Raw genomic sequence first — 26,862 nt, 5'->3', positions numbered from 1 at the left:
GTTGGATGCGGGCTCCCTGCTCCGCCAGGCCGTCGCCCTGCACCAGCAGGGACGGCTGGAGCAGGCGCGCGAACTCTACCGGCAGGTGCTGGCGCTCGACCCGCGCCAGTTCGACGCCCTGCACCTGAGCGGGGTCATCGAACGCCAGCGCGGCGATCCGGCACAGGCCGTCGAGCTGATCCGGCAGTCACTGCAGGTCGACCCTCGGCAGGCCCGTGCCCACTGCAACCTCGGCGCCGCCCTGCAGGACCTGGGCCAGGCCGAGGCCGCGCTGCAGAGCGTCGAAACCGCGCTGCGCCTCGACCCGCGTTATGCCCTGGCCTGGAACAACCGCGGCAACACCCTGCGCCGCCTCGGCCGCCTTCCCGAGTCGCTGGACAGCTACGAACGCGCCCTCGCGCTGAGCGCGAATTATCCGGAAGCCTGGTGCCACCGCGCCATCGTCCTCAACGATCTCGGCCGCCATGGCGACGCCGCCGCCAGCGCCGAACAGGCCCTGGCCGCACGCCCCGGCTATGCGGACGCGCTGCAGGCACTGGGCAACGCCCTGCAGGCGCTCGACCGGTTTGCGCAGGCCGTGGAGGCCTACGACGCCGCGTTGACGAGCGCCGCGCCGGCCCGCCAGGCCGAGATCTGGTGCGCACGCGGCGCGGCCCTCAAGAAATCCGGCGACCTGTCCCGGGCGCTGGACAGCTACGAACACGCCCTGCGGCTCCGCCCCGATTACGCGATGGCCGAGCACTACCGCGCCAACGCGCTGCGCGCGCTGGGCCGGCGCGAAGCGGCGATCGCCGCCTATCGGCGCGCCCGTGAGCTGGGCGCCGACCCCGCCGGCATCGATTTCGCGCTGGCGGCGCTGGGCGAAGGCGATCCGCCCGCTTCGGCGCCCGCCGATTACGTGAAGGGCCTGTTCGACCAGTATGCCGGGCACTTCGACCGTCACCTGGTCGGGGTGCTGGGGTACCGGACGCCGGAGCTGCTGGTCTCGATGCTTCCGGCGGGATCGGATACGCCCTTCGATGCCGTGCTGGATCTCGGCTGCGGCACCGGCCTGTGCGCGCCCCTGCTGCGCCCACTGGCGCGGCGTCTCGGCGGCGTCGACCTGTCCGAAAAGATGCTGGCAAAGGCCCGCGAGACCTGCCTGTACGACGAACTGGCCTGCGCCGATATCGTCGCCTGGCTGGACGGCCGGCAGGCGGAATGGGATCTGGTGCTGGCGGCCGACGTGCTCGTGTACATCGGCGAACTGGGAAAGCTGTTCGAGCGGGTGGCGCGCGCCCTTCGGCCGGGCGGGCGCTTCGCGTTCTCGGTGGAGACGCTGGCGCAGGAGAGCGGCAGCGGTTACGCGATCACGGCCTCGAACCGCTTCGCGCACGCACCGGCCTATGTGCGCGCCTGCGCCGCCGCGGCCGGCATGACGGTGCACGAACAGCGCGACGCCGTCCTGCGCCAGGAACATGGGGCCGACGTCGCCGGCATGCTGTTCCTGCTGCGCCGCCCCTGATTCCTCAGGCCACCGACAGCGCCATCATTCCGAACTCGCCCAGCCGCACCGGCACGGCGCCGCGCGCCACCATGCGGTCGAGCGCGCGGGTGCCGTCGCCCGCCCTGACGTCCACCGCGCGCATCGCTTCCGGCACCACGATGGTGTCGAAGCCCTCTTCCAGCGCGTCGGTCACGGTATTCAGCACGCAGTAGTCGGTGGCCAGGCCGCACACGGTGACGCGGCCGACGCCGCGCGCGCGCAGCTGGGCCGCCAGGTCGGTGCCGGCAAAGGCCGAATAGGCGTCGACCGCCGCGGTGTCGGCCTTCGAGACGACGATGGCGTCGTCCGGCAGGGCCAGCTCGGCGGTGAATTCGGCGCCCGGCGTACCGGCCACGCAATGCGGTGGCCAGGGGCCGCCCTGGGCCGTGAACGAGCAATGGTCGCCCGGGTGCCAGTCGCGCGAGGCATAGACCGCCAGGCCCTGTTCGCGGAACAGTTCGATCAGGTGGTTGATCGGCGCGACGACTTCGTGTCCGCTGGCGACGCCGAGGGCGCCGCCGGGGAGGAAGTCGACTTGCAGGTCGATGATCAAGAGGGCGTCGGTGTTATCGAGATGGATAGCGCTCATATTTTTTCCACTGGCTTGAGGCACAGGATTCCGTGCTTCGACAACACTATAGCGTATTCGACAGTACAACTTCGGCCGCTCGGCATGGGGAAAAGAGCCCGCTGGGCTCTTTTCGCTTTCGCGGGAACGGCGGTATTAATGCCGATGCGCCGGATCCGGATCCAGCGCCCCCAGCCTGTCCAGGATCGCCGCCGCGCGCGCGGCCTGGGCGGCGTCGCCGGCGTTCACCGTGATCTGGCAGTCGTGCACATCGGTCTGGTCGATCGGCGCATAGGTATAGCGGTAATCGGTGTCGCCCCGGACACCGGGGTCACCGACCGAAAAATTGCCCCGCACGCCGCCGGTCTCGTCGATGCGGACCTTGACCTCGACGTCGTCGGCCGGGATGCCGGCGGCGAGCAGCTCATTGCGCGCCTCTTCGGCGGCGCTCGGGTGGATGAAGGTCCGCACAATCACATTTTCCATAGCCATGGCTTTGCTCCAACAAATGATTCGGTCCGGTCCACCGTACCAGAAACGGTCGCCGCGCGGCGCTCGCGCCAGCGCCGGTTGCGCACAGGGATTGCCAAAAAGTTACATGTGTGTCTCGTGCGTCACAGATTTTTAAAACCAGTACAATCAAGCAACACTCGAGTCCAGGGTGGCAAGAAACCCAGCCTTTCAAACGCTTACGGAGACAGACAAGAATGCACACATCGGCCCGGATCGCTTCCTCCCGTCCACTTGCCACGACTGCCATGCATGGGCGGGTGGAAGCCTTGCGTGCGGAGGGTCAGCCGGTCATCGATTTTTCGATCGCGATCTCGCACTTCCCGGCGCCGCGGCCAGTGCTGGACGCGGTCGCCCACGCGGTCGAACGCGAGCGCACCATGCCCTATACCAGCGTGGTCGGCGCCCTCGACGTGCGCGCCCGCCTGGCCGCCAAGCTGCGCGAGGAGAACGGCATCGAGGCGTCCGCCTCCGAGATCATCGTCACCAACGGCGCCAAGCAGGCGCTGTACGAAGCCCTGTACACGATCGCCGATCCGGGGGACAGCGTGCTGATCTTCAAGCCGCACTGGCCGGCCTATGTCGCCACCTCCCAGCTGCTGGGCCTGCGCCCCATCCTGGTCGACCTGCCGGACGCCATCACGCCGCAGCTGCTGGACAGTCTGGAAATCCCGAAGGTCGTCATCATCAATAACCCGCACAACCCGACCGGCAAGGTGTACACTCGCGACGAACTGGAACACATTCGTGCCTGGGTGGAACGTATTGGGGCCAAGGTGATCGTCGACGAAAGTTACGAGCACCTGATCTTCGAAGGCGAACACACCAGCCTTGCCGCGCTGTGCGACTGGCGGAAGATCGGTGTCATCACCATCTTCTCCGCCTCGCAGAGCTACGCGATGATGGGTTGGCGGGTCGGCTTCGCGCTGGCCCCGGCCGATGTGGTCGACGCGATGCAGACGCTGCAGGGACCGATCACGGCCGCCGCGCCCCACCTCTCGCAGGTGGCGGCCGTCGCCGCTTTCGCCACCGGCGCGCCCCACGAGATGATGGCGGACTACCGCCAGCGGCGCGACCTGGCGGTGAGGCTGTTTGCCGAGGTCCCCTGGATCGTCATGCACGCGCCGGCATCCGGCCCGTACCTGTGGGGAGACGTGCGCAGCCTGACGATGGATACCGTCGGCTTCGCGGAGCGCCTGATCGAAGACAAGAAAGTGGCCATCATGCCCGGCGACGCGCTGGGCGTACCGGGCTTTATCCGCCTCGGCTACATTTCCGACGACGTGGCGACGCTGCGCGACGGCATTCGCAGGATTGTGGAATTCGGCGATTTGAAGAAATAGATAATGACATCTGGGTTGGGCCGCAGCTTCGCGCAGGGCCGTTTTCGCTTGAACAGCCTGCGCAGCAGGCTCATGTTGCTGGTAGCGCTGGCGATGATGCCGCTGGCCGTGATGACGATCCTGTCGGGCATCCGCGAGCGCGAGCATGCCATCAAGGCTTCCGAGGAAAACCTGCGCCGCCTTACCGGCATGGCGGCCGCCAACGAGGCCCAGTCGATCGAGGGCGCGCGCCAGATCCTGGTCGACCTGGCGTCCGTGCCGGACCTCATGGGCGATACCGCCAAATGCACCTCGCTGCTGTCGGATGTCCTCGACCGCAACGAGGGCTTCGTCAACTTCGGCCTGATCCAGCTGAACGGCGACGTGACCTGCTCCGCCGTGCCCCTGCTCCACCCGGTCAACCTGGGCGACCGCAGCCACTTCCGCCGCGCGATCTCGGAGCGCCGCTTCATCGCCGGCGACTACGTGTTCGGCCGCGTGATCAAGAAGCACACCATCAACCTGACCTATCCGGTGATCGACCGCACCGGCAAGGTCCTGGCCGTGGTGTTCGCGGCGATGGACCTGGAAGGCCTGGACACCTTCATCAACGACATCAACCTGCCGCCCGGCTCGGTGCTGGCGACCGCCGACGCGCGCGGCAGCGTGATCTCGCGCCGTCCCGACCCGGAACGCTATTTCGGCACCCGCCTGTCGCCCGCCACGCTGGAGGCGATGTCCACCGCCGGCCAGCGCGCCGTGACCATCCGCGGCGACGACGGCGTCGAGCGCCTGCACACCTTCGCCCGCGTCGGCGCCCCGGCCCTGACCGACTACACCGTCACGATCGGCATCCCGACCGACACCATCACCTCGGCCGCGCGCCACGACCAGCTGATGTCGCTGCTGGGCCTGGCCGCGACCACCCTGCTGGCCCTGCTGGCGGCCTGGCTGGTGGGCGACGTCCTGATCGTGCAGCGGGTGCGCAAGCTGATGGGCACCGCCGAGCGCATCGCCGCCGGCGACCTCGACGCCCGCTCCGGCATCGACTACGCCAACGAGGAGATCGGCAACCTGGCCCAGGCCCTCGACCGCATGGCCGCCTCGCTGCAGAAGAAGGAATCCGCGCGCTCGCTGGCCGAACGCGAGCTGCGCGCCGCCGACCAGCGCAAGGACGAATTCCTGGCGATGCTGGCGCACGAGCTGCGCAACCCGCTGGCGCCGATCAGCACCGGCGCCCACCTCCTGAAGCTGCTCCACTCGGATAACACCCAGATCACCCAGACCTGCTCGATCATCGTGCGCCAGGTCGACCACATGACCAGCCTGGTGGACGACCTGCTGGACGTCTCGCGGGTCACGCGCGGCCTGGTGTCGCTGTCGACCCAGGTACTGGACCTGCGCCGCGTGGTCGACGACGCCGCCGAGCAGATCCGCCCATTGGTCACCGCGCGCCGCCACCGCCTGGTGATCGACCTGCCGCCCGAGCCGGCCCACGTCAAGGGCGACCACAAGCGCCTGGTGCAGGTGATCGCCAACCTGCTGAACAACTCGACCAAGTACACGCCGGAAGGCGGCTCGCTGCAGCTGCGCCTGGACGCCAGCGGCGAGGAATACGTGCTGACGGTGCAGGACGACGGCATCGGCATGGACCCGGTGCTGGTGGAGCGCGTGTTCGACCTGTTCACCCAGGCCGAACGCACCCCGGACCGCTCGCAGGGCGGCCTCGGACTGGGCCTGGCCCTCGTCAAGAGCCTGATCGAGCTGCACGGCGGCAGCGTGTCCGCCTACAGTCCGGGCCTGGGCAAGGGCTCGACCTTCACGGTGCGCCTGCCGCGCTACAGCCAGGACGTGGTGCTGGCCGCGCAGCCGGCCGGCGAGCGCGCGGACAACGGCGCCGTCCCGCTGCGCATCCTGCTGGTGGACGACAACGTCGACGCCGTCCACACCCTGCAGCTGTTCCTGCACTCTGCCGGCCACGAAGTCGAGGTCGCGTATTCGGCCGGCGACGCGCTGGCGCTGGCCAAAACCATGGCGCCGGAAGTCTGCCTGCTCGACATCGGCCTGCCCGACTTCGACGGCAACGAGCTGGCGCGCCGCCTGCGCATGCTGCCCGAGGCCAGCAACGCGACCCTGATCGCGATGACCGGCTACGGCCGCCAGCAGGACCGCGACGCCTCGATGGCGGCCGGCTTCGACCACTACCTGGTCAAGCCCGTCAATACGACCCAGCTGTCCGACATCCTGGCGGCGGCCGCGGAGGCGAACATCAAGCGCTAAGGTTCTAAAGTCCGGCGCTCAGCCGCCGCATCCCTTATCATCGGGTTTTGACAAGGAGGTAAGCGGATGGAGTCGGTCGAAGTCGTCCTGGCAATGCTGCTCGCGGTGATCGTCAGCGGGTGGGTGGGACGGATGCTGCCGTTCGCGATCCCGCTGCCGCTGATCCAGATCGCCCTGGGCGCCGTCATCTCGGGCATGTTTCACCATGGGGTTGCGCTCGAACCCGACATCTTCTTCCTGCTCTTCCTTCCGCCGCTGCTGTTCCTGGATGGCTGGCGCATCCCGAAGGTCGGCCTGTTCCGCGACAAGGGCACGATCCTCGAACTGGCCTTCGGCCTGGTGCTGTTCACCGTGGTCGGCGCCGGCTTCCTGATGCACTGGCTGATTCCCGCGCTGCCGCTGCCGGTCGCCTTCGCGCTGGCGGCCATCGTCGCGCCCACCGATCCGGTGGCGGTGTCCGCGATCACCAGCCGGATTCCTGTGCCGCCGCGCCTGATGCACATCATCGAAGGCGAGAGCCTGCTGAACGACGCCAGCGGCCTGGTGTGCTTCCGCTTCGCGGTGGCGGCCGCCGTCACCGGGGTGTTCTCGCCGACCCAGGCCGCCCTCACCTTCCTGTGGGTGGCGCTGGCCGGCGTCGGCGCCGGGGTCACCGTCACCTGGGCCATCTCGCGCCTGCACAACTTCCTGCTGCGCCGCTTCGGCGAGGACGAAGGCATGCCGATCCTGATCAACCTGCTGACGCCCTTCGGCGCCTACCTGGCGGCGGAACACATCGGGGCATCCGGCATCCTGGCCGCGGTGGCGGCCGGCGTCACGATGAGCTATGTGGAGCTGGGCGGCTCGGCCACGCCCTCCACCCGCATCCGCCGCAACGTCATCTGGGACGCCCTGCAGTTCAGCCTGAACGGCGTGATGTTCGTGCTGCTCGGCGAACAGCTGCCGGACATCGCGCGCGGCGCCCTGCACCCGCCCGGCGGCGGCGCGCCCTTCGATCCGTGGTGGCTGGCCGGGAACGCGCTGGCGCTCAGCCTGGGCCTGGTGCTGCTGCGCTTCATCTGGGTCTGGGTCTCGCTGCGTCTCACCATCCTGAACCAGCGCCGGCTGGGCCAGCAGGTGTTCAAGCCGCGCATGCGCCTGATCCTGGCGACGTCCTTCGCCGGCGTGCGCGGCGCCCTCACCATGGCCGGCGTGCTGACCCTGCCGCTGGTGCTGGAAGACGGCACGCCCTTCCCGGGCCGCGAGCTGGCGATCCTGTTGGCCAGCGCGGTGATCGTGGTCTCCCTGCTGCTGGCCAGCGTGGCCCTGCCGCGCCTGCTGCGCGGACTGGAAGTGCCGCCCGAGACCTCCGCCGAGCAGGAGGAAGACCGCGCCCGCCACGCCGCCGTGCTGGCCGCCGTCGACGCGGTCGAACAGGCCGCCCGCCGGCACACCGGCGCCGACAGCGAAGTGCAGGCCAACGCCAGCACCACGGTGATCAACCTCTACCGCAACCGCCTGCGCAACATCCAGCTGGGCGACGGCGCCGGTCCCGACGTCCACGCGGCGCGCAAGGCCGAGCGCGACTACCGCCTGACCGCCCTGCGCGCCGAGCGCGACACCATCCTGCGCCTGGGCCGCCGCGGCGAAATCTCCGACGAGACGGCGCGTAAACTCCTGCGCGAAATCGACCTGGTGGAGGCGCGCTACCGGGAGGCCTGAAGGCCGCCGGCATCAGTGGTGCAGTTCGGTCCTCGGCGAGGCCTGGGCGGCCGGTTCGGGCAGGAAGGCCTGCACGGTCGACGCGGTATCGGTCAGCGCCTGGCAGCGCACCATCTGGCCGTCGCGGATGGTGAACACATGCACCCAGGGCGAGTCGAGGCGGCGTCCGGTCGACCTCACCAGCCAGCTGGCTTCGCCCATGGCCACCACCTTGTCCCCTTCCGCAATGAAGTCCAGCGGTTCGAAGCGGATCGCCTGCATGTTCTCGCCCAGCTTGGTAAAGAAGTCGGCGAGTCCCTGCCTGCCGTGGAAGTGTCCCGAGAAGGGAACCAGTTCCGATTCCGGACTGATCCAGTCCGAATCGTCGCTGCTGTGCGCGAGGATGCCCGCGATGTCGCCCTGCTGGAACATCCGGTAGAGCTGCTGGACCATCTGTTTGTTTTCTTGCGCGGTCATGGTGTCTCTCCAGTAGATCGGCCTCGGACGGCAATCGCGGCTGGTCATGCCGGGGATGGTCGATCAAAGCAGCCTAGTACGCTTGCAGGAGAAGTCAAGCCAGCATTTCAGGCGCCGGAATCCGCAGTTCGTCGCAAATTGCTGACTTTACTTTTCGTTAACTGTACATTATCTCTAGGGCAACAATTTTTATAACCTGGAGAAACGCCGATGCTATCCATCAAGCAGCTCAACAAGACGTATGCGAATGGCGTCAAAGCCATCAACAATGTCAGTCTCGAGATCCCGAACGGCATGTTCGGCCTGCTCGGTCCGAACGGCGCCGGCAAGTCCTCGCTGATGCGCACCATCGCGACGCTGCAGGATCCCGATAGCGGCAGCATCCATTTCAACGGTCTCGACGTCCTCGCGAACAAGGAAGGCCTGCTGCGCCAGCTCGGCTACCTGCCCCAGGACTTCGGCGTCTATCCGAAAGTCAGCGCCGAGAAGCTGCTGAACCACTTCGCCGTGCTCAAGGGCCTGACCGCCAAGGGCGAGCGCAAGGAAGCGGTCGAAGCCCTGCTGCACCAGACCAATCTGTGGGACGCCCGCAAGCGTTTGCTGGGCACCTATTCCGGCGGCATGCGCCAGCGCTTCGGCATCGCCCAGGCCCTGCTCGGCGCGCCGCGCCTGGTGATCGTCGACGAGCCGACCGCCGGCCTCGACCCCGACGAGCGCAACCGCTTCCTCAACCTGCTGGCCAGGATCGGCGAGCAGGTGGTCGTCATCCTGTCCACCCACATCGTCGAGGACGTGACCGACCTGTGCCCGCGCATGGCGATGATCGCCAAGGGCACCGTGCTGCTGCAGGGCGAACCCCAGGCCGCGATCGACACGCTCAAGGGCCGCGTGTGGCGCCGCACCGTCAGCCAGGAAGCGCTGGCCGACTACCAGGAACGCTTCAACGTGCTGTCGACCCGCTTGGTGGCCGGCCGCCCGCAGATCAACGTCTACGCCGAAACGCAGCCGGACGACGGCTTCACGAGCGTCGAGCCGGACCTCGAAGACGTCTACTTCCAGCAGATCCGCAACGCCGGCCGGGCCGCCGGACCGGCGCCGGCCGCCGCCTCGCCCGCTCCCGCGGTCCCGGCTTAAGGAGCGGCCATGTTGAGAGAATTCTTCAGCTTCGAGCTGGGCACCCAGCTGCGCCAGCCCCTGCTGTGGGTCTGCGCGCTGGTCTTCGGCGCCCTGGCCTTCGGCGCCAGCACCACCGACGCGGTCCAGGTCGGCGGCAGCATCGGTAACGTGAACCGCAACGCGCCGGTGGTGGTCGCCCAGATGCTCGGCATCTTCAGCCTGATGTCGATGTTCGTCGTCACCATCTTCATCGCCGGCACCGTGCTGCGCGATGCGGAAGTCGGCATCGCCGACATGCTGTTCGCGACCCCGATGAAGAAGCGCGACTACCTGGTCGGCCGCTTCGGTGCCGGCCTGGTGACCTGCCTGTTCATCTTCGCCGTGATCGTCATCGGCATGATCGTCGGGCCGCTGATGCCCTGGGTCGATCCGCAGCGCGTCGGCCCCTTCGCCGGCGCCGCCTACCTGTGGGCGCTGGGCGTGCTGGTGGTGCCCAACCTGTTCTTCATCGGCGCCGTGCTGATGCTGCTGGCCTCGACCACGCGCTCGATCATGCTGGTGTACGTCGGCGTACTGGCCTTCTTCGTCCTGTGGGTCGTGGCCGGCAAGTTCACCGCCAACATCGACAACGAATGGATCGCCGTCCTGACCGACCCCTTCGGCATCCGCGCGCTGGGCCGCGCCACCCGCTACTTCTCGACCGCCGAGGCGAATGCCGGCCTGCCCGACCTCAAAGGCTACATGCTGGCCAACCGCCTGCTCTGGACCGCCGTCGCGCTGGCGCTGTTCGGCCTGACCCTGGTCCTGTTCAAGCCGCAGCGCGCCGGCACCGGCAAGCGCCTGTTCGGCAAGGCAAAGGCGCCGGCACCAAGCGCCGCCATGCCGGCCCACGTGGCCCTGCCGCGCATCGAGCCTCGCTTTACCGGCGCCACCCGCTGGATCCAGTGCTGGCACATCTTTACCTTCGATGCCGTGGCGGTGTTCAGGAGCGTGCCCTTCCTCGTGATGCTGCTGTTCGGCGTGCTGAACATGGTCGGTTCCGGCTCCCAGATGGGCAAGATCTTCGGCACCTCGGTCTACCCGATGACCCACCTGATGGTCGAACTGCTGAACAACAGCTTCAACTTCCTGCTGCTGATCATCGTGACCTTCTATGCCGGCGAGCTGGCGTTCAAGGAGCGCCAGGTGAAGATTGCCGACGTCACCGATGCGACCCCGGTGCCGAACTGGGCGCCGCTGGTGGCCAAGAGCCTGGCCGTGGTGGGCGTGGTGCTGGCCTTCATGCTGGCCGGCGTTCTGACCGCGATCGGGATCCAGCTGGTCAAGGGCGGCGCGCCGATCGAGCCGCTGGTGTACCTGAAGGGCGCCCTGATCTCCGGCCTGCCCTTCATCCTCATGGGCCTGTTCGCGGTCGTGCTGCAGGTGATCACCAACAACAAGTTCATCGGCTACCTGCTGATGATCCTGCTGATGGTGTCGCAGATCGTCATGGGCGTCATGCACCTGGACCACAACCTGTACAGCATCGACGGCCTGCCGCGGACCCCGTACTCGGACATGAACGGCTACGGCCACTTCATCACGGGCTGGGCCTGGTTCGCGCTGTACTGGACCCTGTTCACCGTCGCCTCCTTGATCCTCGCCCAGGCCTTCTGGGTGCGCGGGCTGTCGGTCGAGTGGCGCTTCCGCGCGCGCGAAGCCCGCCGCCGCCTCAAGGGTCCCCTGGGCGCGGCGCTGGCCGCATGCGGCATCGCCTTCGCCGGCGCGGGCGGCTGGATCTTCTACAACACGAACGTCCTGGCGCACTACGAGGCCGGCGACGTGGCGATGGACAAGCAGGCGCAGTACGAAAAAACCTACCGCAAGTACAAGGACCTGCCGCATGCGAAGATCACGGACGTGCATGCCGCGGTGGACATCTATCCGGAACAGCGCCACGTGAGGATCAAGGGCAGCTACGTCCTCGAGAACAAGACCGGCAAGCCGCTCGACACCCTGCGCCTGCAGCTCAACCCCGACGTCGAGACCACCCTCTCCGGCCTGCCGGCCCACCGGGTCGAGCTGGACGACAAGAAGTTCGGCTTCCGGATCATCAAGCTGGCGCAGGCCCTGCAGCCGGGCGGACGCCTGCCGCTGGATTTCGTCGTCGACGTGCGCCGTCCCGGCTTCCAGAACAACGGCGAGGCCGACACGATCAACCTGAACGGCAGCTTCTTCAACAACCGCGCCTTCTTCCCGCTGATTGGCTACCAGCCGGACCAGGAGCTGAGGGACCGCAACGAACGCCGCAAGCGCGGCCTGGGCGAACCCGAGCGCATGCCCAAGCTGGAGGACAAGGCGGCGCAGGCGAACTCGATGTTCGGCGCGGATGCGGACTGGATCAATTTCGAGACCACCGTCTCGACCAGCGGCGACCAGATCGCGCTGGCGCCGGGCTACCTGCAGAAGTCGTGGAAGGAAAACGGCCGCAACTACTTCCAGTACAAGATGGACCGGAAGATGATGCCCTTCTTCGCCTATCTGTCCGCCAACTGGCAGGTGAAGAAAGGCGACTGGCACGGCATCCCGATCGAGATCTACTACGACCGCAAGCACGCGTACAACGTGGACCGCATGATCTCGGCCACGCAGAAGTCGCTGGACTACTACACGGCCCAGTTCACGCCCTACCAGCACAAGCAGGTGCGGATCCTGGAATTCCCGAACTACGCCAGCTTCGCCCAGTCGTTCGCCAACACGATCCCGTTTTCGGAGTCGATCGGCTTCATCGCCGACCTGCGCGACAAGGAGGACATCGACTACGTGTTCTACGTGACGGCCCACGAGATGGCGCACCAATGGTGGGGCCACCAGGTGACCGCCGCCAACGTGCAGGGTTCGAGCATGCTGATCGAATCGCTGTCGCAGTACTCGGCGCTGATGGTGATGGAGAAGGAATACGGCCGCGGCCAGATGCGCCGCTTCCTGCGCTACGAACTCGATCGCTACCTGAGCTCGCGCGGCAGCGAGAAGATCGAGGAACTGCCGCTGATGCGCGTGGAGAACCAGCAGTACATCCACTACCGCAAGGGCAGCCTGGTCTTCTACCGCCTGCGCGACGAGATCGGCGAAGAAGCGCTGAACCGCGCGCTCAAGCGCTTCCTCCAGGACAAGGGCTACCAGGAGTCGCCGTTCACGACCTCCGCCGAGCTGCTCGGCTACATCCGCGCCGAAGCGCCGGCGGACAAGCAGGCCCTGATCACCGACCTGTTCGAGAAAATCGTCTTCTACGATAACCGCGTGCTCGAGGCGAAGGCGAAGCGGCGCGCCGACGGCCAGTGGGACGTGACCATGAAGCTGCACCTGGCGAAGATGGAAGCCGACGGCAAGGGCAAGGAAAGCGCGCGTGCCTATGACGAGCCGGTGGAGATTGGCGTGTTTGCGCGCGCCAAGGGAGCGAAGGAGGCGGACGAGAAGGTGCTGTTGCTGGAGAAGCGCAAGCTGTCGGGCGACAATCCGGTGCTGACCGTGACGGTGAAAGACAAACCCTTCGAGGTCGGGGTCGATCCGTATAACAAGATGATCGACCGGGTGCCGCGCGATAATCGCAAGGAGGTCGGATTCGACTGAGGCATGATGAACAGGCATTGCGGACAGGGTGTCGCGCTCGGTCGCCTGGCCCCGGTCGGCAAGCTGCTTGCCGAGGGCCGGTTCGCGGTCGCCAGCCAGGCCCGGCATCCAATCGCTGTACAATCGGCATGATCGCTGCCGGCATCGTCCTGACGATCCGCGCTTGAACTTTCCTGGACAACCATGCCTGAACATCTAGCACCTCGACGGGTCTTGCTTGCCGGTGCCACAGGGCTGGTCGGAGGGCATATCCTCCGCGCCCTGCTGGACGACCGGACGGTGAGCGACATTCATGTGCTCAGCCGGCGGCCCCTCGCCGAAGCCGATCCCAGGGTGCGGGTCCAACTCGTGGATTTCACCCGCCTGCCGGCCTTGCCCAGGGTGGATGAGGTCTACCTGGCGCTCGGCACGACGATCCGGGTCGCCGGAAGCCAGCAGGCGTTCCGGGCCGTCGACCTGGAGGCCAACCTTGCCGTCGCCCGGGCTGCAATCGCGGCGGGCGCCTCGCGCGCCGCCCTGGTGAGCGCCGTCGGCGCCGACGCCGCATCGCCGGTGTTCTACAACCGCGTCAAAGGCGAACTGGAGGATGCGCTCAAGACCCTGTATCCGAACCTGCTGATCGCCCACCCCTCTCTCCTGCTTGGCGATCGGGATCGCTTGAAACAGCCGACGCGATGGGGCGAAAAGATCGCCATGCCCTTTGCCCGGATGCTCGGTCCCTTCGTGCCCGGCCGCTACGCGCCGGTCGAAGCCAGCGCCGTGGCGGCCGCGCTGGTGCGAACGCTTCCCTTGACGCAGGGCTTGAGGGTACTTGCTTCCGATGAGCTTGCGAGGATCGGCAGCGCTGCAAAGCCTGGGCCTTGAACCGGCGAGGCCGGCTCGCCGTCGCCACCCGCCGCCCGCCGGTGACGACAGGCTATTTCGGCGATCGGCCCACCAGGGAAACAAGCTGGCTGTGCCGCGCCGCCAGCTCCCGCTCGAGCATGACATCGCGGCCATAGATATCCGCGGCAAAGCGCGGACTCCCCTTGCCGTCGACGGTGGCGGTCGCGTAGAACAGCACGACGGGCACCGGGCGGGCCAGGTCCACATGCCGGGTCGGCCCCGGCTGCAGCGCCCCCTTGACGGCATCGGCATTCCACTGGCGCTGCTCGGCCAGCACATAGCGCGCCAGCGCAGCCGGATCCTCGACCCGGATGCAGCCATGCGACAGGTCGCGCCGGCTGCGCTTGAACAGCTCGCGCGCCGGGGTCGAGTGCAGATAGATGTCCATCGGGTTCGGCATCGCGAACTTGATCGCGCCGAGCGAGTTCTTCGGCCCCGGACGCTGCCGCAACCGCGCCCGGCCTGCCTGCAGATCGGCGACGCTGGCGTTGGGCGGCACCGTCTCCAGCTCGTTCTGCTTCAGATAGGCGGGATTGCGCTGCAATTTGGGCAGGATTTCCCTGTCGAGGATGCTGCGCGGGACGTTCCAGTAGGGGTTGAACTCGAGGTAGCGCATCTGGCCGACGAACAGCGGCGTTTCCGTCTTCGCGGAGGTGCCGACCACGACCCGCATCTCGAGCGGCGGCTCGGCGCTGCCCCGCGGTTGCGCCCACAGCCGGTAAGCCGGCAAGTCGACCACGATCAGCGGACCGGAACCGATATCCGGCAGCCAGCGCAGGCGCTCCAGCGTCAATTCGAGCTGGCGCACGCGCAGCGTCGGCGACACATTGAGCGCGTCGATGGTGCCGCGGCCCAGCACGCCGTCTTCATCCAGGCCGTGACGGGCCTGGAAACGCCGCACGCCCTCTTTCATCCGCGCGGCGTAGATGCCGTCGGGCGGCGGCGTCTCGGGCGGCAGGTCGCCCAGCAGCACCAGGCGCTTGTACAAGGCCTTTGCATCCGCATAGGCGCCGCCCGGGGCGACCTTGGCCTGGGGTTTCGTCAGCGCCGGCCAGGGCTGCCTGGCCAGCTCGCGGTAATGCGCCAGCGCGGCCCTGACCTGCCCGTACTGCCCGAACTGCGGCTCGGCCGCCTGCACCGCCGCCTGCAGCTTGCCGGCGGCCAGCCCGGTACGCAGGCGTTCGACCGGATCGTACTGCTTCAGGCGCGCATCGGGCAGGCGGGTGTGATATTCGGAACGCACGCGGCCGACGCGCAGGTCGGCCAGGTAGCGCAGCATCGCCGCCGTGAGCGCGACGTCGAAGCGGGCGGTGTCGGCCTCGCCGGCGAGCAGCTGCCGCTGCAGCGTATCGGCACTGTAGTCGCGCGGATCCAGGCCCTGCACCCTCGCCTGGCGCAGCACCCACAATGCGGCCGCAGCCGTCGACGTCGTCCAGGCGGGGGCATACTTGCGCGGAGCGTAGAAACGGTCGAGCCAGCCGCGTTCGTCGTAGGGCCCCGTCGGCGCGGCCGGCGATTGGGCGGCCTGAACGGCCAGGCTGCGGATGGTGGCGGGGACGGGCTGCGCGAGGGTGGGACGGGGAGCGAGCGCCACGGCTGCACAGAACGCGAGCGCGGCGCCGATTTTCAGACTGGGCTTCATTGATGCTTTCGGACTTCGGCAAGACTACGTTACCGGTCAGCATCATACTCTTTGGGTCCGGGGATGCCCAGCGGGAATACGCTTGCCCTTACGACATGCAACAAGCTAGCGTAAGCATTTGCCTCCAGGACAATAATCGCCCTACACTCGCCCTTGCCGAGGTGACGGCAGCCCCTTGTACAGACATCCACGAGAATCCGATGACGCCGATGAAGCGCCCCGAAGACACGCCCCAGGCATTCCAGACCGCCTGGAACACCCACGACATGCCCGCCCTCGGCGCCCTCTTCCACGAAGACGCCAGCTTCGTAAACCGCTTCGGCCACTACTTCCGCGGCGTGGACGCCATCGTCAAGCTGCACGCCCCGATCCACGCCACCATCTACAGCGACTCCAGCCTGGTGAACGAGTTGATCGACGTGGTTCCGATCGGTGACGATGCGGCCGTAGTGCACTTCTGGGGCCGTCTCACGGCCGGCGCCGCGCACCCGGCCGGGGCGCACGCCGTCGACACGCTGATCCTGGCCGTTCTCACGCGGCAGGCCGGCGCATGGCGCATCAAGGCGCTCGAGAACGTTACCCTGACGAATCCTCGTACCGGCGAAACCGTCCTGCGGGAACACAGCAGTTTTTGATTCGGCCTCGGCGCCGCCCGATGCAAGCCGGCCGCGCAAGGTGCGCTCCCGTACGGAGCGCCCGCTCCGACCGCGTAGACTTCGCATGACCGCCGGTGGGCACCGCGTGCCCCACCGGCGACGGTTTGCATGTCGAACGGGAGCATCATGAAGAGCGATACCGACCTGGAAGAACGCGCATCGGGCAGCGACCCGATACCGAACAGCGATCCGCCCGCCGCGGCCAAGGCGGCCGGCCTGCGCTACGTGCACGACGACCGCCCCGGCATCCGCCGCGAGCCGGACAAGGAGGGCTTTCGTTATCTCGACGCCCGCGGCGATCCGGTCGAGGACGAGGCCACGCTCAAGCGCATCAAGTCGCTGGCCATTCCGCCGGCCTGGACTGAGGTCTGGATCTGCCCCCAGGCCAACGGCCACCTGCAGGCCACCGGGCGCGATGCGCGCGGGCGCAAGCAGTACCGCTACCACCCCAAGTGGCGCGAGGTGCGCGACGAGGTGAAATACGAGCGCATGATCAAGTTCGGCAAGGCCCTGCCGCAGATCCGCAAGGAAGTCGACCGCGCCCTGGGCCTGCCCGGCCTGCCGCGCGAAAAGGTGCTGGCGACCATCGTCTACCTGCTGGAAGCCACCATGATGCGCATCGGGAATGACGAGTATGCGCGCGAGAACAAGTCCTACGGCCTGACCACGCTGCGCAACCGCCACGTGAAGATCGACGGCAGCGAGGTCGAGTTCCGCTTCCGCGGCAAGAGCGGGGTCTACCATGACGTCAAGGTGAACGACCGGCGCCTGGCGCGCATCGTCCAGCGCAGCCGCGACCTGCCGGGCCAGGACCTGTTCCAGTATCTCGACGAGGACGGCGAAACGCACACCATCGGCTCCGCCGACGTCAACGACTACCTGCGCGAGATCAGCGGCGAAGACTACACGGCCAAGGACTTCCGCACCTGGTCGGGCACGGTGCTGGCCGCGATCGCGCTGCAGGAATTCGAGAAATTCGATTCCGAGGCCCAGGCCAAGAAGAACGTGGTGCGCGCCATCGAGACGGTGGCCGAAAAGCTCGGCAACACGCCCTCGGTGTGCCGCAAGTGCTATGTCCATCCGGCCGTGCTGGAGTCGTATATGGACGGCACCATGGTCGAAGGCCTGCTCGCGCGCGCCGAGGAAACGCTGGCCGAAGACTTGCAGGACCTGCAGCCCGAGGAGGCGGCCGTGCTGGCCTTGCTGCAGCAGCGCCTGGCACAGGACGTGCCGGCGGAACCCAGGAAAGTGCAGCACACGCGCAAGGCCGCGTGATCCCAAACGACCAGGAAAGGAAGCAGCATGCCAGCAAGTATCGAGCTCGTGGCCGAATTCGGGCACCAGGTGACCGGCGTCTCGGTCTCGGAAACCGGACGCATCTTCGTCAACTTCCCGCGCTGGACCGAGGACAGCGCCGTCTCGGTGGCGGAGTTGAGGGACGGCGGCCTCAAGCCCTACCCCGACGAGGAATGGAACGCCTGGCGCAATGCGAAGAAGGACGAGATCACGCCGGACGACCACTGGGTCTGCGTGCAGAGCGTGGTGGCGGACCAGCGCGGCAGCCTGTGGGTGCTGGATCCGGCGGCGCCGGCCCAGGCCCATGTGGTGTCGAAAGGGCCGAAACTGGTGAGGATCGACCTCGCCAGCGACAAGGTCGCGCAGACGATCGCCTTCGACGAGGACGCCGCGCCGCAGGGCTCCTACCTGAACGACGTGCGCTTCTCGCAGGACGGCAAGTACGCCTTCATCACCGATTCGGGCGTCCGGGGCGCGCTGCTGGTGGTCGACATCGCGGCCGGCAAGGCGGTGCGCGTGCTGGACGGCCATCCGTCCACGCAGATGAAAAAGGGACTGAACGTGAAGCTTGAGGGCAAGGAGTTGCGCCGCCCGGACGGACGCGGCGTCGAGTTCTCGGCCGACGGCATCGAGCTGTCCAAGGACGGCGATTACCTGTACTGGCAGGCGATCAAGGGCGATGAGCTGTACCGCATCCCGACCGCCGCCCTGCTAGGTGCCGGTTTGAAGGGCGAAGACGTGTCGGGCCAGGTCGAGCAGTACGGCATCAACGGCGTCAACGACGGCCTGCTGATCTCGCGCGGCACCGACGACATGTACCTCACCTCGGTCCAGGACAATGCCATCAAGGTGCGCAAGCTGTCCGACGGTCCGCAGGCCGAGGCGAAAGTCGTGGTGCAGGACGAGCGCCTGCGCTGGCCGGATACTTTCAGCCAGGGCCCGGACGGCACGGTCTACGTCACCACGTCGCACATCCAGGATTCGGCCTTCTTCAAGCCGGATGCGCCGCCGGCGCTGCCGACGCAGCTCTGGAAGCTGCGCTTCGCAGGCTGAGGGGCGCGCTCAGGCGCCGCTGACGACAGGGGCAGCGGCCTGGGCGGGCTGCGGCGCGGCGGCATGCGCCTGCAAGCCGATGCTGGCAAGCGCCACCAGGGCCGCCAGGATGGTCAGCACGCGCAGGCGGCGATAGCGGGTGGAAGGCAGGGAGTGTCTCATCTTGTTATCCTAGTTTTGGTATTTACGTACTGCTAGCCAATCAGCATACCAAAGCCTCCCTCGCCCAAAATACGCGAATTGTAACGAGTGCCGGGAACGCAACACTCGACTAGAATACGGCTGCCCCGACTCCTTTTCGCGCCGATGCCATTTACCCTGCTGCTGCCGGTCTTCCTGCTCGCCGGCCTCGGCGCCCTGCTCGTGAAACTGCCCTGGCTGCGTCCCGGATGGCATACGGGCGTGACCGAACTGACGGCGAAATTCCTGGTGCCGGCGCTGCTGTTCGCCAGCGCCTGGCGCACCGGCATCCCACCCTCGCTGTCCTGGAAAGTTCTGTGCGCCTTCTACCTGCCGCTCGGCTTCCTGTTCGCCGGGGCGCGCCTGTTCGCCGGGCGCGCCGGCACCGGCGCCGCGGCGGCCCTGGCGGCCACCTATTCGAACACGGTATTCGTCGGCGTACCGGTGCTGATCCAGGTGCTCGGTGAAGGCAGCCTGCAATTCGCCTATCCGGTGATCGCCTTCCACAGCCTGTGCTGCTTCACGCTGTATCACCTGAGCGAGGAAGGCGGACCCTCCGGCTGGCTCGGGCCGGTCGCCAATACGCTGAAGAACCCGATCGTGGCGGCGCTGCTGCTGGGCCTCGCGCTGAATCTCGCCCACGTAATGCTGCCGCCGGCGCTGCTGCGCGTGCTCGACATGCTGGGCGCGGCCGCCCTGCCCTGCGCCCTGCTGTCGCTGGGGGCCTCGGTGGCCTCGCTGGCGCCGGGACGCTGGCTTGCCACCGGCGCCATCGTGCTGGCCAAGCTGGTCTTCCTGCCGCTGGGCGTGATGCTGCTGTCGGTGTTCGTGTTCAAGCTGCCGCCGGCGGCGGCGATGGTGCTGATCGTGCTGGCTTCCTGCCCGGTCGGCGTCAACGCCGCCTTCGTGGTCAGGCCGGCCGGCGGCGGCGCCCAGCTGGTGAATTCGGCCATCCTGCTGTCCAGCCTCCTGTGCGCGGCCACCATCCCGGCCTGGCTGTGGCTATTGCGCCATTTCTGAGGCCAGCCCCGAGGCCAGCCCGAAGGCGCCTTCGCGCAGCAGGCCGCGCACGATGCGGAAGCGCCAGACCCGCTCGACCGGCGGCATCTGGTCGGGATCGGCCGCGGCCCAGTCGATGTCGGCCAATCCCTGCAGCTGCAGCAGGTCGCCACTGGCGAAATCGGCCAGCACGATGGCGGCGCGCGGCTCGGCGATGAAATTCCCGAGCGTGTTGAAGTAGCGGTTGCCGTTGTAGTCGGGCACCGTCAGCACGCCGCTTTCCAGCCGCGCGAAGCCGGGCGGGCCGCCGCGGTGCGAGATGTCCAGCCCGGCCGCGGCGCCCTGCACGGCGGCACCGCTGGCGCTGGCCACGAACAGGGTGCCGCAGGCCGCCAGCATCTCGCGCGCACGCGCCGGCAACCCGGTCCCGAATGCCGTCACCGCGCCGGGCGTGCGCGCCACCGGCGCCAGGCTGCGCACCTGGATGTAGCGCGGACAGTTGCCGAAGGACTGGACCACGTCCACCGAAAAACCATCGTCACTCACCCGGCCGACGACGCCGTTCAGACGATTGCGGCGGCGCGTGCCGAGGTCGATGCCGAGCAGGCCGGCCGGCGCTCCCGCATGCAGATGCGCGCGCACCGGGTCGCCGGACTGCGGCAAGGTGGCGATGCTGAGCTGCGCCGGGTCCGGCGAACTGGCGAAGCCCGGCGGCCCTTCCACCAGGGTGGCGAGCGGCCAGCCCTCGGCATCAGGCACGGCGACGCAGACGAAGCGCAGCAGAGGGAAGAAGGCGCGATGCTGTTCCGGCATGCGGGTGCGGATCGGCGCAGCGGCCGGCGCCGCTCCCGCCAGGCGCTGGGCCTGCAGCTCGCCGGCGTGGAAAGGCAGGGCGATGCGGTCGTTGTCCATGGCCGCCACCTCAGTCCGCGGGCATCGGCACGAAGCCGGGCAAGGCCTGCACGCGGGCGATCCAGGCGCGCACCTGCGGGTAGGCATCCAGCGCGATGCCGCCTTCTGGCGCGTGGGCGATGTAGGCGTAACAGGCCAGGTCGGCGACGGTCGGCGCGGCGCCGGCCAGCCAGTCCCGCGCGCCCAGCTCCTCTTCCATCAGGCCGAGCACCCGGGCGGCGAGGCGCTGCGCCAGCGCGGCCGGCACGCCGGTATCGAAGAAGCGCGCGTTGATGCGGGCGGCGGCCGGGCCGTAGGCGATCTCGCCGGCGGCCAGCGACAGCCAGCGCTGCACGCGCGCCGCGCCGACCGGGTCGTCCGGCAGCCAGTTGCTGCCGGGGGCGTAGCGCCTGGCCAGGTAGACGAGGATGGCATTGCTGTCGGCCAGCGCCAGGCCATCGTCTTCCAGCACCGGGATCTGGCCGAGCGGATTCAGGCCGCGGAATGCGGGCGACTGGCGCACCGCGGCCGGGCTGTCGACGAATTCATGGGGCAGGTCGAGCAGGTGCAGGAAGAGCATGACCCGGTGGGTATGGCCGGACAGGCGGGTGCCGTGGAGGATGCGTGCTGGCTGTTCCATGGTGGTCTCGTTTCTCGTTTCTCGTCATGTGATCGGAGATGCCATCCTAGGCCCATTGCCTTATTGCGAGAATCCAGCATAATCGCAATTCACCATTTCGACATTCGCAATAATGGACCGATTCGACGAGCTGGAGGTGCTGGTCGCCATCCTCGACACCGGGAGCATGGCGGCCGCCGCGCGCAAGCTGGGCCGCTCGCCGGCCGCCGTGACCCGCGTGCTGGGTGCCCTGGAAGCGCGTGCCGGCGCCCGCCTTCTCGAGCGCAGCACCCGCCGCCTGACGCCCACGGAGGCCGGACTGCGCCTGGCCGAACAGGCGCGCCGCCTGCTGGCCGATTACGAGGCCGCGCTGGATGCCGAGGAAACCTCGACGCCGCGCGGACTGCTGCGCATCGCCGCGCCGAACGTGTTCGGGCGCCGCCACGTGGCGCCGGTCGTCACGCGCTTCCTGTCCGCCTATCCGGACGTGCAGGCCGAGTTGCTGCTGTCGGACCGCAACGTCGACCTGATCGAGGAAGGCATCGACGCCGCCGTGCGCATCGGCCCCTTGACCAACCTGAGCCTGGTGGCGCGCCGCCTGGGCGAGGTACGCCGGGTGACGGTGGCCAGTCCCGCCTACCTGGCGCGGCGCGGGACGCCGGCGACGCCCGCCGACCTGTCCACGCACGAACTGATCATGTCGACCTCGGTGCGCAGCGTGGCCGAATGGCGTTTCCGCTCGGGCGCCCACGAGCAGGTGGTACGCTACAGCCCGCGCCTGCGCGTGAACGACGTCGAGGCCATGCTATCGAGCGCCTGCGACGGCTTCGGCATCGCCCGCGCCCTGTCCTACCAGGTCGAGCCCCTGCTGCGCGCCGGCAGCCTGCAGCGCCTGCTGCGGGACTACGAGCCGGAACCGCTGCCGGTCCACCTGGTGCTGCCGAGCAGCCGCCACATGCCGGCGCGGCTGCGCGCCTTCGTCGATTTCGCCGTCAAGGAGTTGCGCCAGGATTCCGCGCCGGGCTAGGCGCTCAGTGCGGTTTCAGGCTCGACCTCCGGCGCCGCCTTCTTGCGGTGCGCCGACGCGCAGGACAGCACGCCGCCCAGCAGCAGCGCCATCGCCAGCCATTCCAGTCCGCTCGGCCAGCGCTGCTCCCACAAGAAGCCGTACAACAGCGCGAACAGGGTCTCGAAGACGATCATCTGTCCGGTCATGGTCAGCGGCAGCAGGCGGCTGGCGTGGTTCCACAGGGCGTTGCCGACCACCGAGCACAGGATCGCGACCGTGGTGACGATGCCGGCGAAGCTCCACCAGGCCGAGGACGCATGCACGCCCGGATGCAGGATGAAGGCCGGCACCGCCAGCAGCACCGCCTGGGCGCCGGTGACGACGCCGACCAGCAGGCTCCAGTCCTGTGCCGAGATCCCCTTCAGGCGGGTCAGTTCACGGCTGTTGACGACCGCGTACCAGGTCCACGCGGCCAGCGAACCTGCCGCGCACAGCAGGCCGAGCAGGGATCCCTGCAGCGAGCCATGCTGGGGCGCCGACAGCGACTGCCAGCTGATGCAGACCAGCCCCGCCACGCCCAGCGCCAGCGAGGGCAGCAGGCGCAGCAGGGGCGCGGCATCGGCATCGCGCCGGCCGGCCAGGGTCACGGTGACCGGCAACAGGCCGATGATGAGCGAAGTCATCGCCACACCGCCCAGCAGCACCGCATTCGCCAGGAACACGTAATAGATGATGTTGCCGGCAAGGCTGAGCAGGGCCAGGGTTTTCCATTCGCGCCAGCCCAGCAGTGGCCGCACGCGCCGCCACGAAGGCGCCAGCAGGCTTGCTGCGACCAGGCCGTAGGCCAGGTAGCGGCCGGCCGACAGCTGGATCGGCTGGAAGCCGCGCGTCAGTTCCGGTGTGAGAAAGACCAGGCCCCAGAAGGCGCCGGCCAGGATGCTCGCGCCAATGCCGAGCCAGTGATGTCGTACAAGCATGTTCTACCAACCTCCCGAGTCCGGAATGATCTCCGGACTACCCCGGGATTGTCTTGACCGGCCCTGCTATTGTTTTGACGTATTCTCCAGGCCGGCTTCCCGGTGCCGGCGCCGGTAGGCCGCCGGCGTCATGCCGGTGGCCTTGCGCAGCGCCCGCGTCAGCGCGCTCTGTTCCGAAAAGCCGCTCCGTAACGCCAGCTCGGCGATCGGCACATCGGTGCGCGCCAGCCATTCGCGCACGCGGGCAAGGCGGTGTTCCAGCAGCCAGGCATGCGGCGTGGTGTCGTGCTCCTCGCGGAACAGCGCGTGCAGGCGGCTGACGCTGCAGCCCAGCGAGTTCGCCATCGAGCCGGTGCTCCACGCCAGTCCCGGCTCGGCCTCGATGCGGGCCAGCAGCGCGGCCAGGCGCGAACTCGGACGCGGCGCGTCGAGGACCAGGGTGTCGAGCAGCAGCGGCACCCAGCCCTGCAGCACCGATGGCGCCACGGCGCCGCCGTCGGCCATCAGCGCCATGAACTCGACCAGCTTGCGCGAGGCCGCGCCGAGCGGCGCGAAGGGGCGCTCGAACAGACGCCCGGCGGTAGCGGCGTCAAGCGCTTCGGTGCCGATGTCGACGATGATCGAGCGGTTGGAAGCATTGCCGTGCTGGGCATGCCAGGCGCCAGGGGCGACGAAACCGGCGCGCAGCGGATCCAGCACGCCCTCCCGTCCTTCGACCTCGAGCAGCAGCTCGCCCTTCAGCGGCAGCACCAGTTGGGCGAATTCGTGGCGGTCGGGCGCGCTGGGCTGGCCGTAACTGCGCAGGTGGAGGTCGACGGAAGAAGGCATCGGCCGAGTGTAGCATGTGGACCCCGGGGCCCGCTGGAGGCGCCCCGGGGACATCCTGTCCGGCGCGTCATGCGTCAGGACGGATGTTGTGATTGAAGCGGAACAGGTTGTCCGGGTCGTACTGGCGCTTGATGTCGACCAGGCGCGCGTAGTTCGGGCCGTAGGCCTCGTGGATGCGCCCCCCTTCGTCCTGGGTCAGGAAGTTGATGTAGACGCTGCCGGCGGCATACGGTGCGGCGGCGCCGAAGAATTCGCGCGCCCAGGAGATCACCTTGCCGTCGTCCGCCGCCTCCGTCCAGCGGCCGTGGACGTTCATCGCGAACTGCACGTTGCGGTGCGGGTAGGCGGTGGCGTCCGGTGGAAGCGTATTCGCCTTGCCGCCGATCAGGCCGAGGAAGATCTCGCAATGCGGCGTCGGCAGCGAAGCGGCATAGCGCAGCACGACGTCGATGGCCTCGTCGGACAGATGGGTGAAGTTGTGCGATTTCCAGTAATTGCGGGCGCCCGGGGCCAGCAGCGGGTCGAAGGTCTTCTGCCACGCCTCGTAGGGCATCGCGCCGACGTGCTCGCCCACCGCCTGGCCGCAGGCGCGCACCCGCTCCACCAGCGGCGCCACCGCATCCATGGGCTGCGGCGAGAACAGCGCCAGCGCCACGATGTCGCTGCCGTGCACCTCGGGCGCCAGGAAAGGCAGGGGCGGCGCCTGGCGCAGCACGGCCCACACGCTCATTTCGTCCGGCAGGGTGTCGACCAGGTCGCGGTAGCGGCGCATCACCTCGCGCCCCTGCGCGGCCGAAAACACGACCAGCCCGGCCGTGACCTCGGGTCCGACCGGGTGCAGGGCGAACTGGAACAGCGTCACCACGCCGAAATTGCCGCCGCCGCCGCGGATGGCCCAGAACAGGTCCGGCTCGTCCTGGGCGCTGGCCCAGTGCCGCCGGCCGTCCGCGGTGACGACCTCGGCGCCGACCAGGCTGTCGACCGCCAGCCCGTACATGCGGCTGAGCCAGCCGAAGCCGCCGCCCAGGGTCAGGCCGCCCGCGCCTGTCGTGGAATTGATGCCGAGCGGCACCGCCAGCCCGCAGGACTGGGTTTCGTGGTCGACGTCGGACAGCAGCGCACCGCCGCTCACCCAGGCCAGGCGCGAGCGCGGGTCCACGTGGACGTCGCGCATGCCCGACAGGTCGATCACCAGGCCGTCATCGCACAACGCGCTGCCGGCGATATTGTGCCCGCCGCCGCGTACCGCCAGCGGCAAACCGTTGTCGCGCGCGAAGCCGACCGCCGCCACCACGTCGGCGGTGCCGGAACAGCGCGCGACCAGGGCCGGACGGCGGTCGATCATGCCATTCCAGATCGCGCGCGCGTCGTCGTAGCCGGGGTTGCCCGGCTGCAGCACCGGCCCCCGCAGCGTGGCCTTGAATGCATCGACCACTTCGTTTTTCATATTGGTCATGCTCCACCTCCACCAAAGAGGACGCCACAGGGCGCCATCCATGCAGCATAGGTGCTATCGGGGGATGTGCAAGCGGAGAAGTGGTCGAGGCATCAGAGCCGCACCAGGCGCCCGCCGTCGACGCGGATGGCGTCGCCGCAGATGAAGGCGGCAGCGGGCCCGGCCAGGAAGGCGATGGCGGCGGCGATGTCGTCCGGCGAGCCGATGTCGGCCTTGTTGATGGTCTCGGCGCCGGAGCGCACGTTCGGGTTATCCCACAGCATCGGCGTATCGACCGCACCCGGCAGCACGGCGTTCACACGGATGCCCTTGGGCTTGCCCTCCAGCGCGGCCGAGCGGGTCAGCGACAGCAGCGCCGTCTTGGCCGCCGCGTAAGGCGCGACCAGGGGCTCGGTCCTGATCGCATGCACGCTGGAGACGTTCACCACCGTGCCGCCCGCCTTCATCTTGAGGAAGGCCTGCTTGATGAAGAGGAAGGCGCCCAGCAGGTCGACGCCGAGGATGCGCTGCCAGTCCTCGACGGTCTGTTCCTCGATCGGCTTGAAGCTCATCAGGCCGGCATTGTTCACCAGGATGTCCCAGCGGCCGAAACCGGCGATGGCGGCGTCGGCCGCGGCCGCCACCTGGTCCTCGCGCGAGACGTCGCAGACGATGGTGGCGATGCGCTTGGGATCGGCCCCGGTGTCGGTGGCCAGCCGGCCCGCCGCATCGTCCAGCCGCTTCTGGTCGAGGTCGGCCAGCAGCACGCTGGCGCCCTCCCTCAGCAGCTGGCGCGCGGTGGCGTAGCCGATGCCACCCGCGGCGCCGGTGACGATGGCACTGCACTCATCGAGCTTCATGGCGACCTCCTTGTCGTTCAAATACGCTGATCGAACACCTGGCGCAGATAAGCAATGAAAGTCTCATCCGTGCCCATGCCCTTGCCCGGGCTGTCGGACAGCTTGGCCACCGGCTGGCCATTGCAGCGCGTGAGCTTCATGACGATGTTCAGCGGCTCGAATTGCGTATCGTTGGTGAGCTTGGTGCCGATGCCGAAGCCGAGCTGCACGCGGTCGGCGAAATGGCGGTAGAGGTTCAAGGCTTTCGGCACCGACAGCGCGTCCGAGAACACCAGGCGCTTGGTGCGGGCGTCGATGCGCAGCTTGGTGTAATGGGCCAGCGCCTTCTCGCCCCATTCGACCGGATCGCCCGAGTCGTGGCGCAGGCCGTCGATTAGGGTAACCCCTATTCTACATATCGTCACTTTACACCCACCTTTCCATGGGGTATCCTGAGACATTAGGG

General features: G+C 68.1%; 23 protein-coding genes and 1 pseudogene. 12 read left to right on the top strand and 12 right to left on the bottom strand.

The features are described from left to right. Position 1: 1 nt before the first annotated feature. Positions 2-1,504, top strand: a complete 1,503-nt coding sequence (locus AC1DOP_RS01660; RefSeq protein ID WP_477249415.1) for a tetratricopeptide repeat protein — start codon at positions 2-4, stop codon at positions 1,502-1,504. Positions 1,505-1,508: 4 nt separating this feature from the next. Here the strand turns inward: AC1DOP_RS01660 and AC1DOP_RS01655 are convergent, their stop codons facing one another. Together AC1DOP_RS01655 and AC1DOP_RS01650 are read right to left on the bottom strand one after the other, a co-directional pair. Beyond that, positions 1,509-2,114 (bottom strand): isochorismatase family protein, encoded by a 606-nt coding sequence (locus AC1DOP_RS01655; protein ID WP_477249413.1) that lies wholly within the window; start codon positions 2,112-2,114, stop codon positions 1,509-1,511. Positions 2,115-2,249: 135 nt separating this feature from the next. Continuing rightward, on the bottom strand, positions 2,250-2,585 hold the full coding sequence (locus AC1DOP_RS01650; protein ID WP_441934149.1) for a hypothetical protein: 336 nt from the start codon (positions 2,583-2,585) through the stop codon (positions 2,250-2,252). Positions 2,586-2,800: 215 nt separating this feature from the next. Here AC1DOP_RS01650 and AC1DOP_RS01645 point away from each other — a divergent pair, with 215 nt between their 5' ends. The 3 genes from AC1DOP_RS01645 (at position 2,801) to AC1DOP_RS01635 (ending at position 7,906) form a co-directional block, all read left to right on the top strand. Further along, positions 2,801-3,946, top strand: a complete 1,146-nt coding sequence (locus tag AC1DOP_RS01645) for a pyridoxal phosphate-dependent aminotransferase (protein ID WP_477249411.1) — start codon at positions 2,801-2,803, stop codon at positions 3,944-3,946. Positions 3,947-4,018: 72 nt separating this feature from the next. Further along, on the top strand, positions 4,019-6,205 hold the full coding sequence (locus AC1DOP_RS01640; protein WP_477249409.1) for a hybrid sensor histidine kinase/response regulator: 2,187 nt from the start codon (positions 4,019-4,021) through the stop codon (positions 6,203-6,205). A gap of 66 nt (positions 6,206-6,271) precedes the next feature. Next, the gene (locus AC1DOP_RS01635; RefSeq protein WP_441934145.1) at positions 6,272-7,906 is read left to right on the top strand and encodes a Na+/H+ antiporter; all 1,635 of its coding nucleotides are present in this window, start codon (positions 6,272-6,274) and stop codon (positions 7,904-7,906) included. Positions 7,907-7,918: 12 nt separating this feature from the next. On the opposite strand, the gene AC1DOP_RS01630 is transcribed toward AC1DOP_RS01635, so the two are convergent. Further along, the gene (locus AC1DOP_RS01630; protein ID WP_477249406.1) at positions 7,919-8,362 is read right to left on the bottom strand and encodes a nuclear transport factor 2 family protein; all 444 of its coding nucleotides are present in this window, start codon (positions 8,360-8,362) and stop codon (positions 7,919-7,921) included. Between the two features lie 210 nt (positions 8,363-8,572). Between AC1DOP_RS01630 and AC1DOP_RS01625 the strand changes: the two genes are divergently transcribed. The 3 genes from AC1DOP_RS01625 (at position 8,573) to AC1DOP_RS01615 (ending at position 13,951) form a co-directional block, all read left to right on the top strand. Then, on the top strand, positions 8,573-9,496 hold the full coding sequence (locus tag AC1DOP_RS01625; RefSeq protein WP_477249404.1) for an ABC transporter ATP-binding protein: 924 nt from the start codon (positions 8,573-8,575) through the stop codon (positions 9,494-9,496). A 9-nt stretch (positions 9,497-9,505) separates the two neighbouring features. Continuing rightward, complete coding sequence (locus AC1DOP_RS01620) at positions 9,506-13,087, top strand: M1 family aminopeptidase (RefSeq protein WP_477249402.1); 3,582 nt, start codon at positions 9,506-9,508, stop codon at positions 13,085-13,087. A 183-nt stretch (positions 13,088-13,270) separates the two neighbouring features. Next, positions 13,271-13,951, top strand: coding sequence for an NAD(P)H-binding protein (locus tag AC1DOP_RS01615; RefSeq protein WP_441934137.1), 681 nt, complete (start codon positions 13,271-13,273; stop codon positions 13,949-13,951). Positions 13,952-14,003: 52 nt separating this feature from the next. Here AC1DOP_RS01615 and AC1DOP_RS01610 read toward each other — a convergent pair whose 3' ends face one another. Continuing rightward, a complete protein-coding gene (locus AC1DOP_RS01610) occupies positions 14,004-15,614 on the bottom strand; it encodes a L,D-transpeptidase family protein (protein WP_477249400.1) in 1,611 nt (536 codons plus the stop codon). Positions 15,615-15,823: 209 nt separating this feature from the next. On the opposite strand from AC1DOP_RS01610, the gene AC1DOP_RS01605 reads away from it, so the two are divergent. The 3 genes from AC1DOP_RS01605 (at position 15,824) to AC1DOP_RS01595 (ending at position 18,619) form a co-directional block, all read left to right on the top strand. Continuing rightward, the gene (locus AC1DOP_RS01605; RefSeq protein WP_477249398.1) at positions 15,824-16,249 is read left to right on the top strand and encodes an SgcJ/EcaC family oxidoreductase; all 426 of its coding nucleotides are present in this window, start codon (positions 15,824-15,826) and stop codon (positions 16,247-16,249) included. A 147-nt stretch (positions 16,250-16,396) separates the two neighbouring features. After that, a complete protein-coding gene (locus AC1DOP_RS01600) occupies positions 16,397-17,545 on the top strand; it encodes a DNA topoisomerase IB (RefSeq protein WP_477249395.1) in 1,149 nt (382 codons plus the stop codon). A 27-nt stretch (positions 17,546-17,572) separates the two neighbouring features. Then, positions 17,573-18,619 carry an L-dopachrome tautomerase-related protein gene (locus AC1DOP_RS01595; RefSeq protein ID WP_477249393.1) on the top strand — a complete coding sequence of 349 codons (1,047 nt, stop codon included), beginning with the start codon at positions 17,573-17,575 and terminating at the stop codon, positions 18,617-18,619. A 9-nt stretch (positions 18,620-18,628) separates the two neighbouring features. Here the strand turns inward: AC1DOP_RS01595 and AC1DOP_RS01590 are convergent, their stop codons facing one another. Then, positions 18,629-18,781 carry a hypothetical protein gene (locus AC1DOP_RS01590; protein ID WP_441934129.1) on the bottom strand — a complete coding sequence of 51 codons (153 nt, stop codon included), beginning with the start codon at positions 18,779-18,781 and terminating at the stop codon, positions 18,629-18,631. A 144-nt stretch (positions 18,782-18,925) separates the two neighbouring features. Between AC1DOP_RS01590 and AC1DOP_RS01585 the strand changes: the two genes are divergently transcribed. Beyond that, entirely contained in the window at positions 18,926-19,819 is an 894-nt protein-coding gene (locus tag AC1DOP_RS01585; RefSeq protein ID WP_477249391.1) for an AEC family transporter, read from the top strand. Here AC1DOP_RS01585 and AC1DOP_RS01580 read toward each other — a convergent pair. Both AC1DOP_RS01580 and AC1DOP_RS01575 read right to left on the bottom strand, forming a co-directional pair. Then, complete coding sequence (locus AC1DOP_RS01580; protein ID WP_477249389.1) at positions 19,802-20,710, bottom strand: pyridoxamine 5'-phosphate oxidase family protein; 909 nt, start codon at positions 20,708-20,710, stop codon at positions 19,802-19,804. The two genes, AC1DOP_RS01585 and AC1DOP_RS01580, sit on opposite strands and share 18 nt — an antisense overlap. Before the next feature lie 10 nt (positions 20,711-20,720). After that, positions 20,721-21,329: a glutathione S-transferase family protein gene (locus tag AC1DOP_RS01575; RefSeq protein ID WP_477249387.1), complete on the bottom strand. Its 609-nt coding sequence runs from the start codon at positions 21,327-21,329 to the stop codon at positions 20,721-20,723. Positions 21,330-21,441: 112 nt separating this feature from the next. Between AC1DOP_RS01575 and AC1DOP_RS01570 the strand changes: the two genes are divergently transcribed. Beyond that, a complete protein-coding gene (locus AC1DOP_RS01570; protein ID WP_441934121.1) occupies positions 21,442-22,335 on the top strand; it encodes a LysR family transcriptional regulator in 894 nt (297 codons plus the stop codon). On the opposite strand, the gene AC1DOP_RS01565 is transcribed toward AC1DOP_RS01570, so the two are convergent. The 5 genes and pseudogenes from AC1DOP_RS01565 to AC1DOP_RS01545 form a co-directional block, all read right to left on the bottom strand. After that, a complete protein-coding gene (locus AC1DOP_RS01565) occupies positions 22,332-23,294 on the bottom strand; it encodes a DMT family transporter (RefSeq protein WP_441934119.1) in 963 nt (320 codons plus the stop codon). The genes AC1DOP_RS01570 and AC1DOP_RS01565 overlap by 4 nt on opposite strands. 66 nt (positions 23,295-23,360) lie before the next feature. After that, positions 23,361-24,122 carry a helix-turn-helix transcriptional regulator gene (locus AC1DOP_RS01560; RefSeq protein WP_477249385.1) on the bottom strand — a complete coding sequence of 254 codons (762 nt, stop codon included), beginning with the start codon at positions 24,120-24,122 and terminating at the stop codon, positions 23,361-23,363. A 67-nt stretch (positions 24,123-24,189) separates the two neighbouring features. Then, the gene (locus AC1DOP_RS01555; RefSeq protein ID WP_441934115.1) at positions 24,190-25,578 is read right to left on the bottom strand and encodes an FAD-binding oxidoreductase; all 1,389 of its coding nucleotides are present in this window, start codon (positions 25,576-25,578) and stop codon (positions 24,190-24,192) included. Between the two features lie 92 nt (positions 25,579-25,670). Further along, entirely contained in the window at positions 25,671-26,417 is a 747-nt protein-coding gene (locus AC1DOP_RS01550; protein WP_477249384.1) for an SDR family NAD(P)-dependent oxidoreductase, read from the bottom strand. A 17-nt stretch (positions 26,418-26,434) separates the two neighbouring features. Next, positions 26,435-26,794, bottom strand: a pseudogene (locus tag AC1DOP_RS01545) (nicotinate phosphoribosyltransferase); the annotation flags it as partial. Positions 26,795-26,862 lie beyond the last annotated feature (68 nt).

This window comes from Massilia sp. 01N410, assembly GCF_056399665.1.
The sequence above is the reverse complement of the archived record's forward strand: the minus strand, read 5'-3'. Positions and strand labels throughout refer to the sequence as shown.

Bases quoted from the DNA above. Each gene is read 5' to 3' on its own strand.
- AC1DOP_RS01655 (WP_477249413.1), bottom strand. From the start codon at position 2,114: ATGAGCGCTATCCATCTCGATAACACCGACGCCCTCTTGATCATCGAC.
- AC1DOP_RS01650 (WP_441934149.1), bottom strand. From the start codon at position 2,585: ATGGCTATGGAAAATGTGATTGTGCGGACCTTCATCCACCCGAGCGCC.
- AC1DOP_RS01645 (WP_477249411.1), top strand. From the start codon at position 2,801: ATGCACACATCGGCCCGGATCGCTTCCTCCCGTCCACTTGCCACGACT.
- AC1DOP_RS01640 (WP_477249409.1), top strand. From the start codon at position 4,019: ATGTTGCTGGTAGCGCTGGCGATGATGCCGCTGGCCGTGATGACGATC.
- AC1DOP_RS01635 (WP_441934145.1), top strand. From the start codon at position 6,272: ATGGAGTCGGTCGAAGTCGTCCTGGCAATGCTGCTCGCGGTGATCGTC.
- AC1DOP_RS01630 (WP_477249406.1), bottom strand. From the start codon at position 8,362: ATGACCGCGCAAGAAAACAAACAGATGGTCCAGCAGCTCTACCGGATG.
- AC1DOP_RS01625 (WP_477249404.1), top strand. From the start codon at position 8,573: ATGCTATCCATCAAGCAGCTCAACAAGACGTATGCGAATGGCGTCAAA.
- AC1DOP_RS01620 (WP_477249402.1), top strand. From the start codon at position 9,506: ATGTTGAGAGAATTCTTCAGCTTCGAGCTGGGCACCCAGCTGCGCCAG.
- AC1DOP_RS01615 (WP_441934137.1), top strand. From the start codon at position 13,271: ATGCCTGAACATCTAGCACCTCGACGGGTCTTGCTTGCCGGTGCCACA.
- AC1DOP_RS01610 (WP_477249400.1), bottom strand. From the start codon at position 15,614: ATGAAGCCCAGTCTGAAAATCGGCGCCGCGCTCGCGTTCTGTGCAGCC.
- AC1DOP_RS01605 (WP_477249398.1), top strand. From the start codon at position 15,824: ATGAAGCGCCCCGAAGACACGCCCCAGGCATTCCAGACCGCCTGGAAC.
- AC1DOP_RS01600 (WP_477249395.1), top strand. From the start codon at position 16,397: ATGAAGAGCGATACCGACCTGGAAGAACGCGCATCGGGCAGCGACCCG.
- AC1DOP_RS01595 (WP_477249393.1), top strand. From the start codon at position 17,573: ATGCCAGCAAGTATCGAGCTCGTGGCCGAATTCGGGCACCAGGTGACC.
- AC1DOP_RS01590 (WP_441934129.1), bottom strand. From the start codon at position 18,781: ATGAGACACTCCCTGCCTTCCACCCGCTATCGCCGCCTGCGCGTGCTG.
- AC1DOP_RS01585 (WP_477249391.1), top strand. From the start codon at position 18,926: ATGCCATTTACCCTGCTGCTGCCGGTCTTCCTGCTCGCCGGCCTCGGC.
- AC1DOP_RS01580 (WP_477249389.1), bottom strand. From the start codon at position 20,710: ATGGACAACGACCGCATCGCCCTGCCTTTCCACGCCGGCGAGCTGCAG.
- AC1DOP_RS01575 (WP_477249387.1), bottom strand. From the start codon at position 21,329: ATGGAACAGCCAGCACGCATCCTCCACGGCACCCGCCTGTCCGGCCAT.
- AC1DOP_RS01570 (WP_441934121.1), top strand. From the start codon at position 21,442: ATGGACCGATTCGACGAGCTGGAGGTGCTGGTCGCCATCCTCGACACC.
- AC1DOP_RS01565 (WP_441934119.1), bottom strand. From the start codon at position 23,294: ATGCTTGTACGACATCACTGGCTCGGCATTGGCGCGAGCATCCTGGCC.
- AC1DOP_RS01560 (WP_477249385.1), bottom strand. From the start codon at position 24,122: ATGCCTTCTTCCGTCGACCTCCACCTGCGCAGTTACGGCCAGCCCAGC.
- AC1DOP_RS01555 (WP_441934115.1), bottom strand. From the start codon at position 25,578: ATGACCAATATGAAAAACGAAGTGGTCGATGCATTCAAGGCCACGCTG.
- AC1DOP_RS01550 (WP_477249384.1), bottom strand. From the start codon at position 26,417: ATGAAGCTCGATGAGTGCAGTGCCATCGTCACCGGCGCCGCGGGTGGC.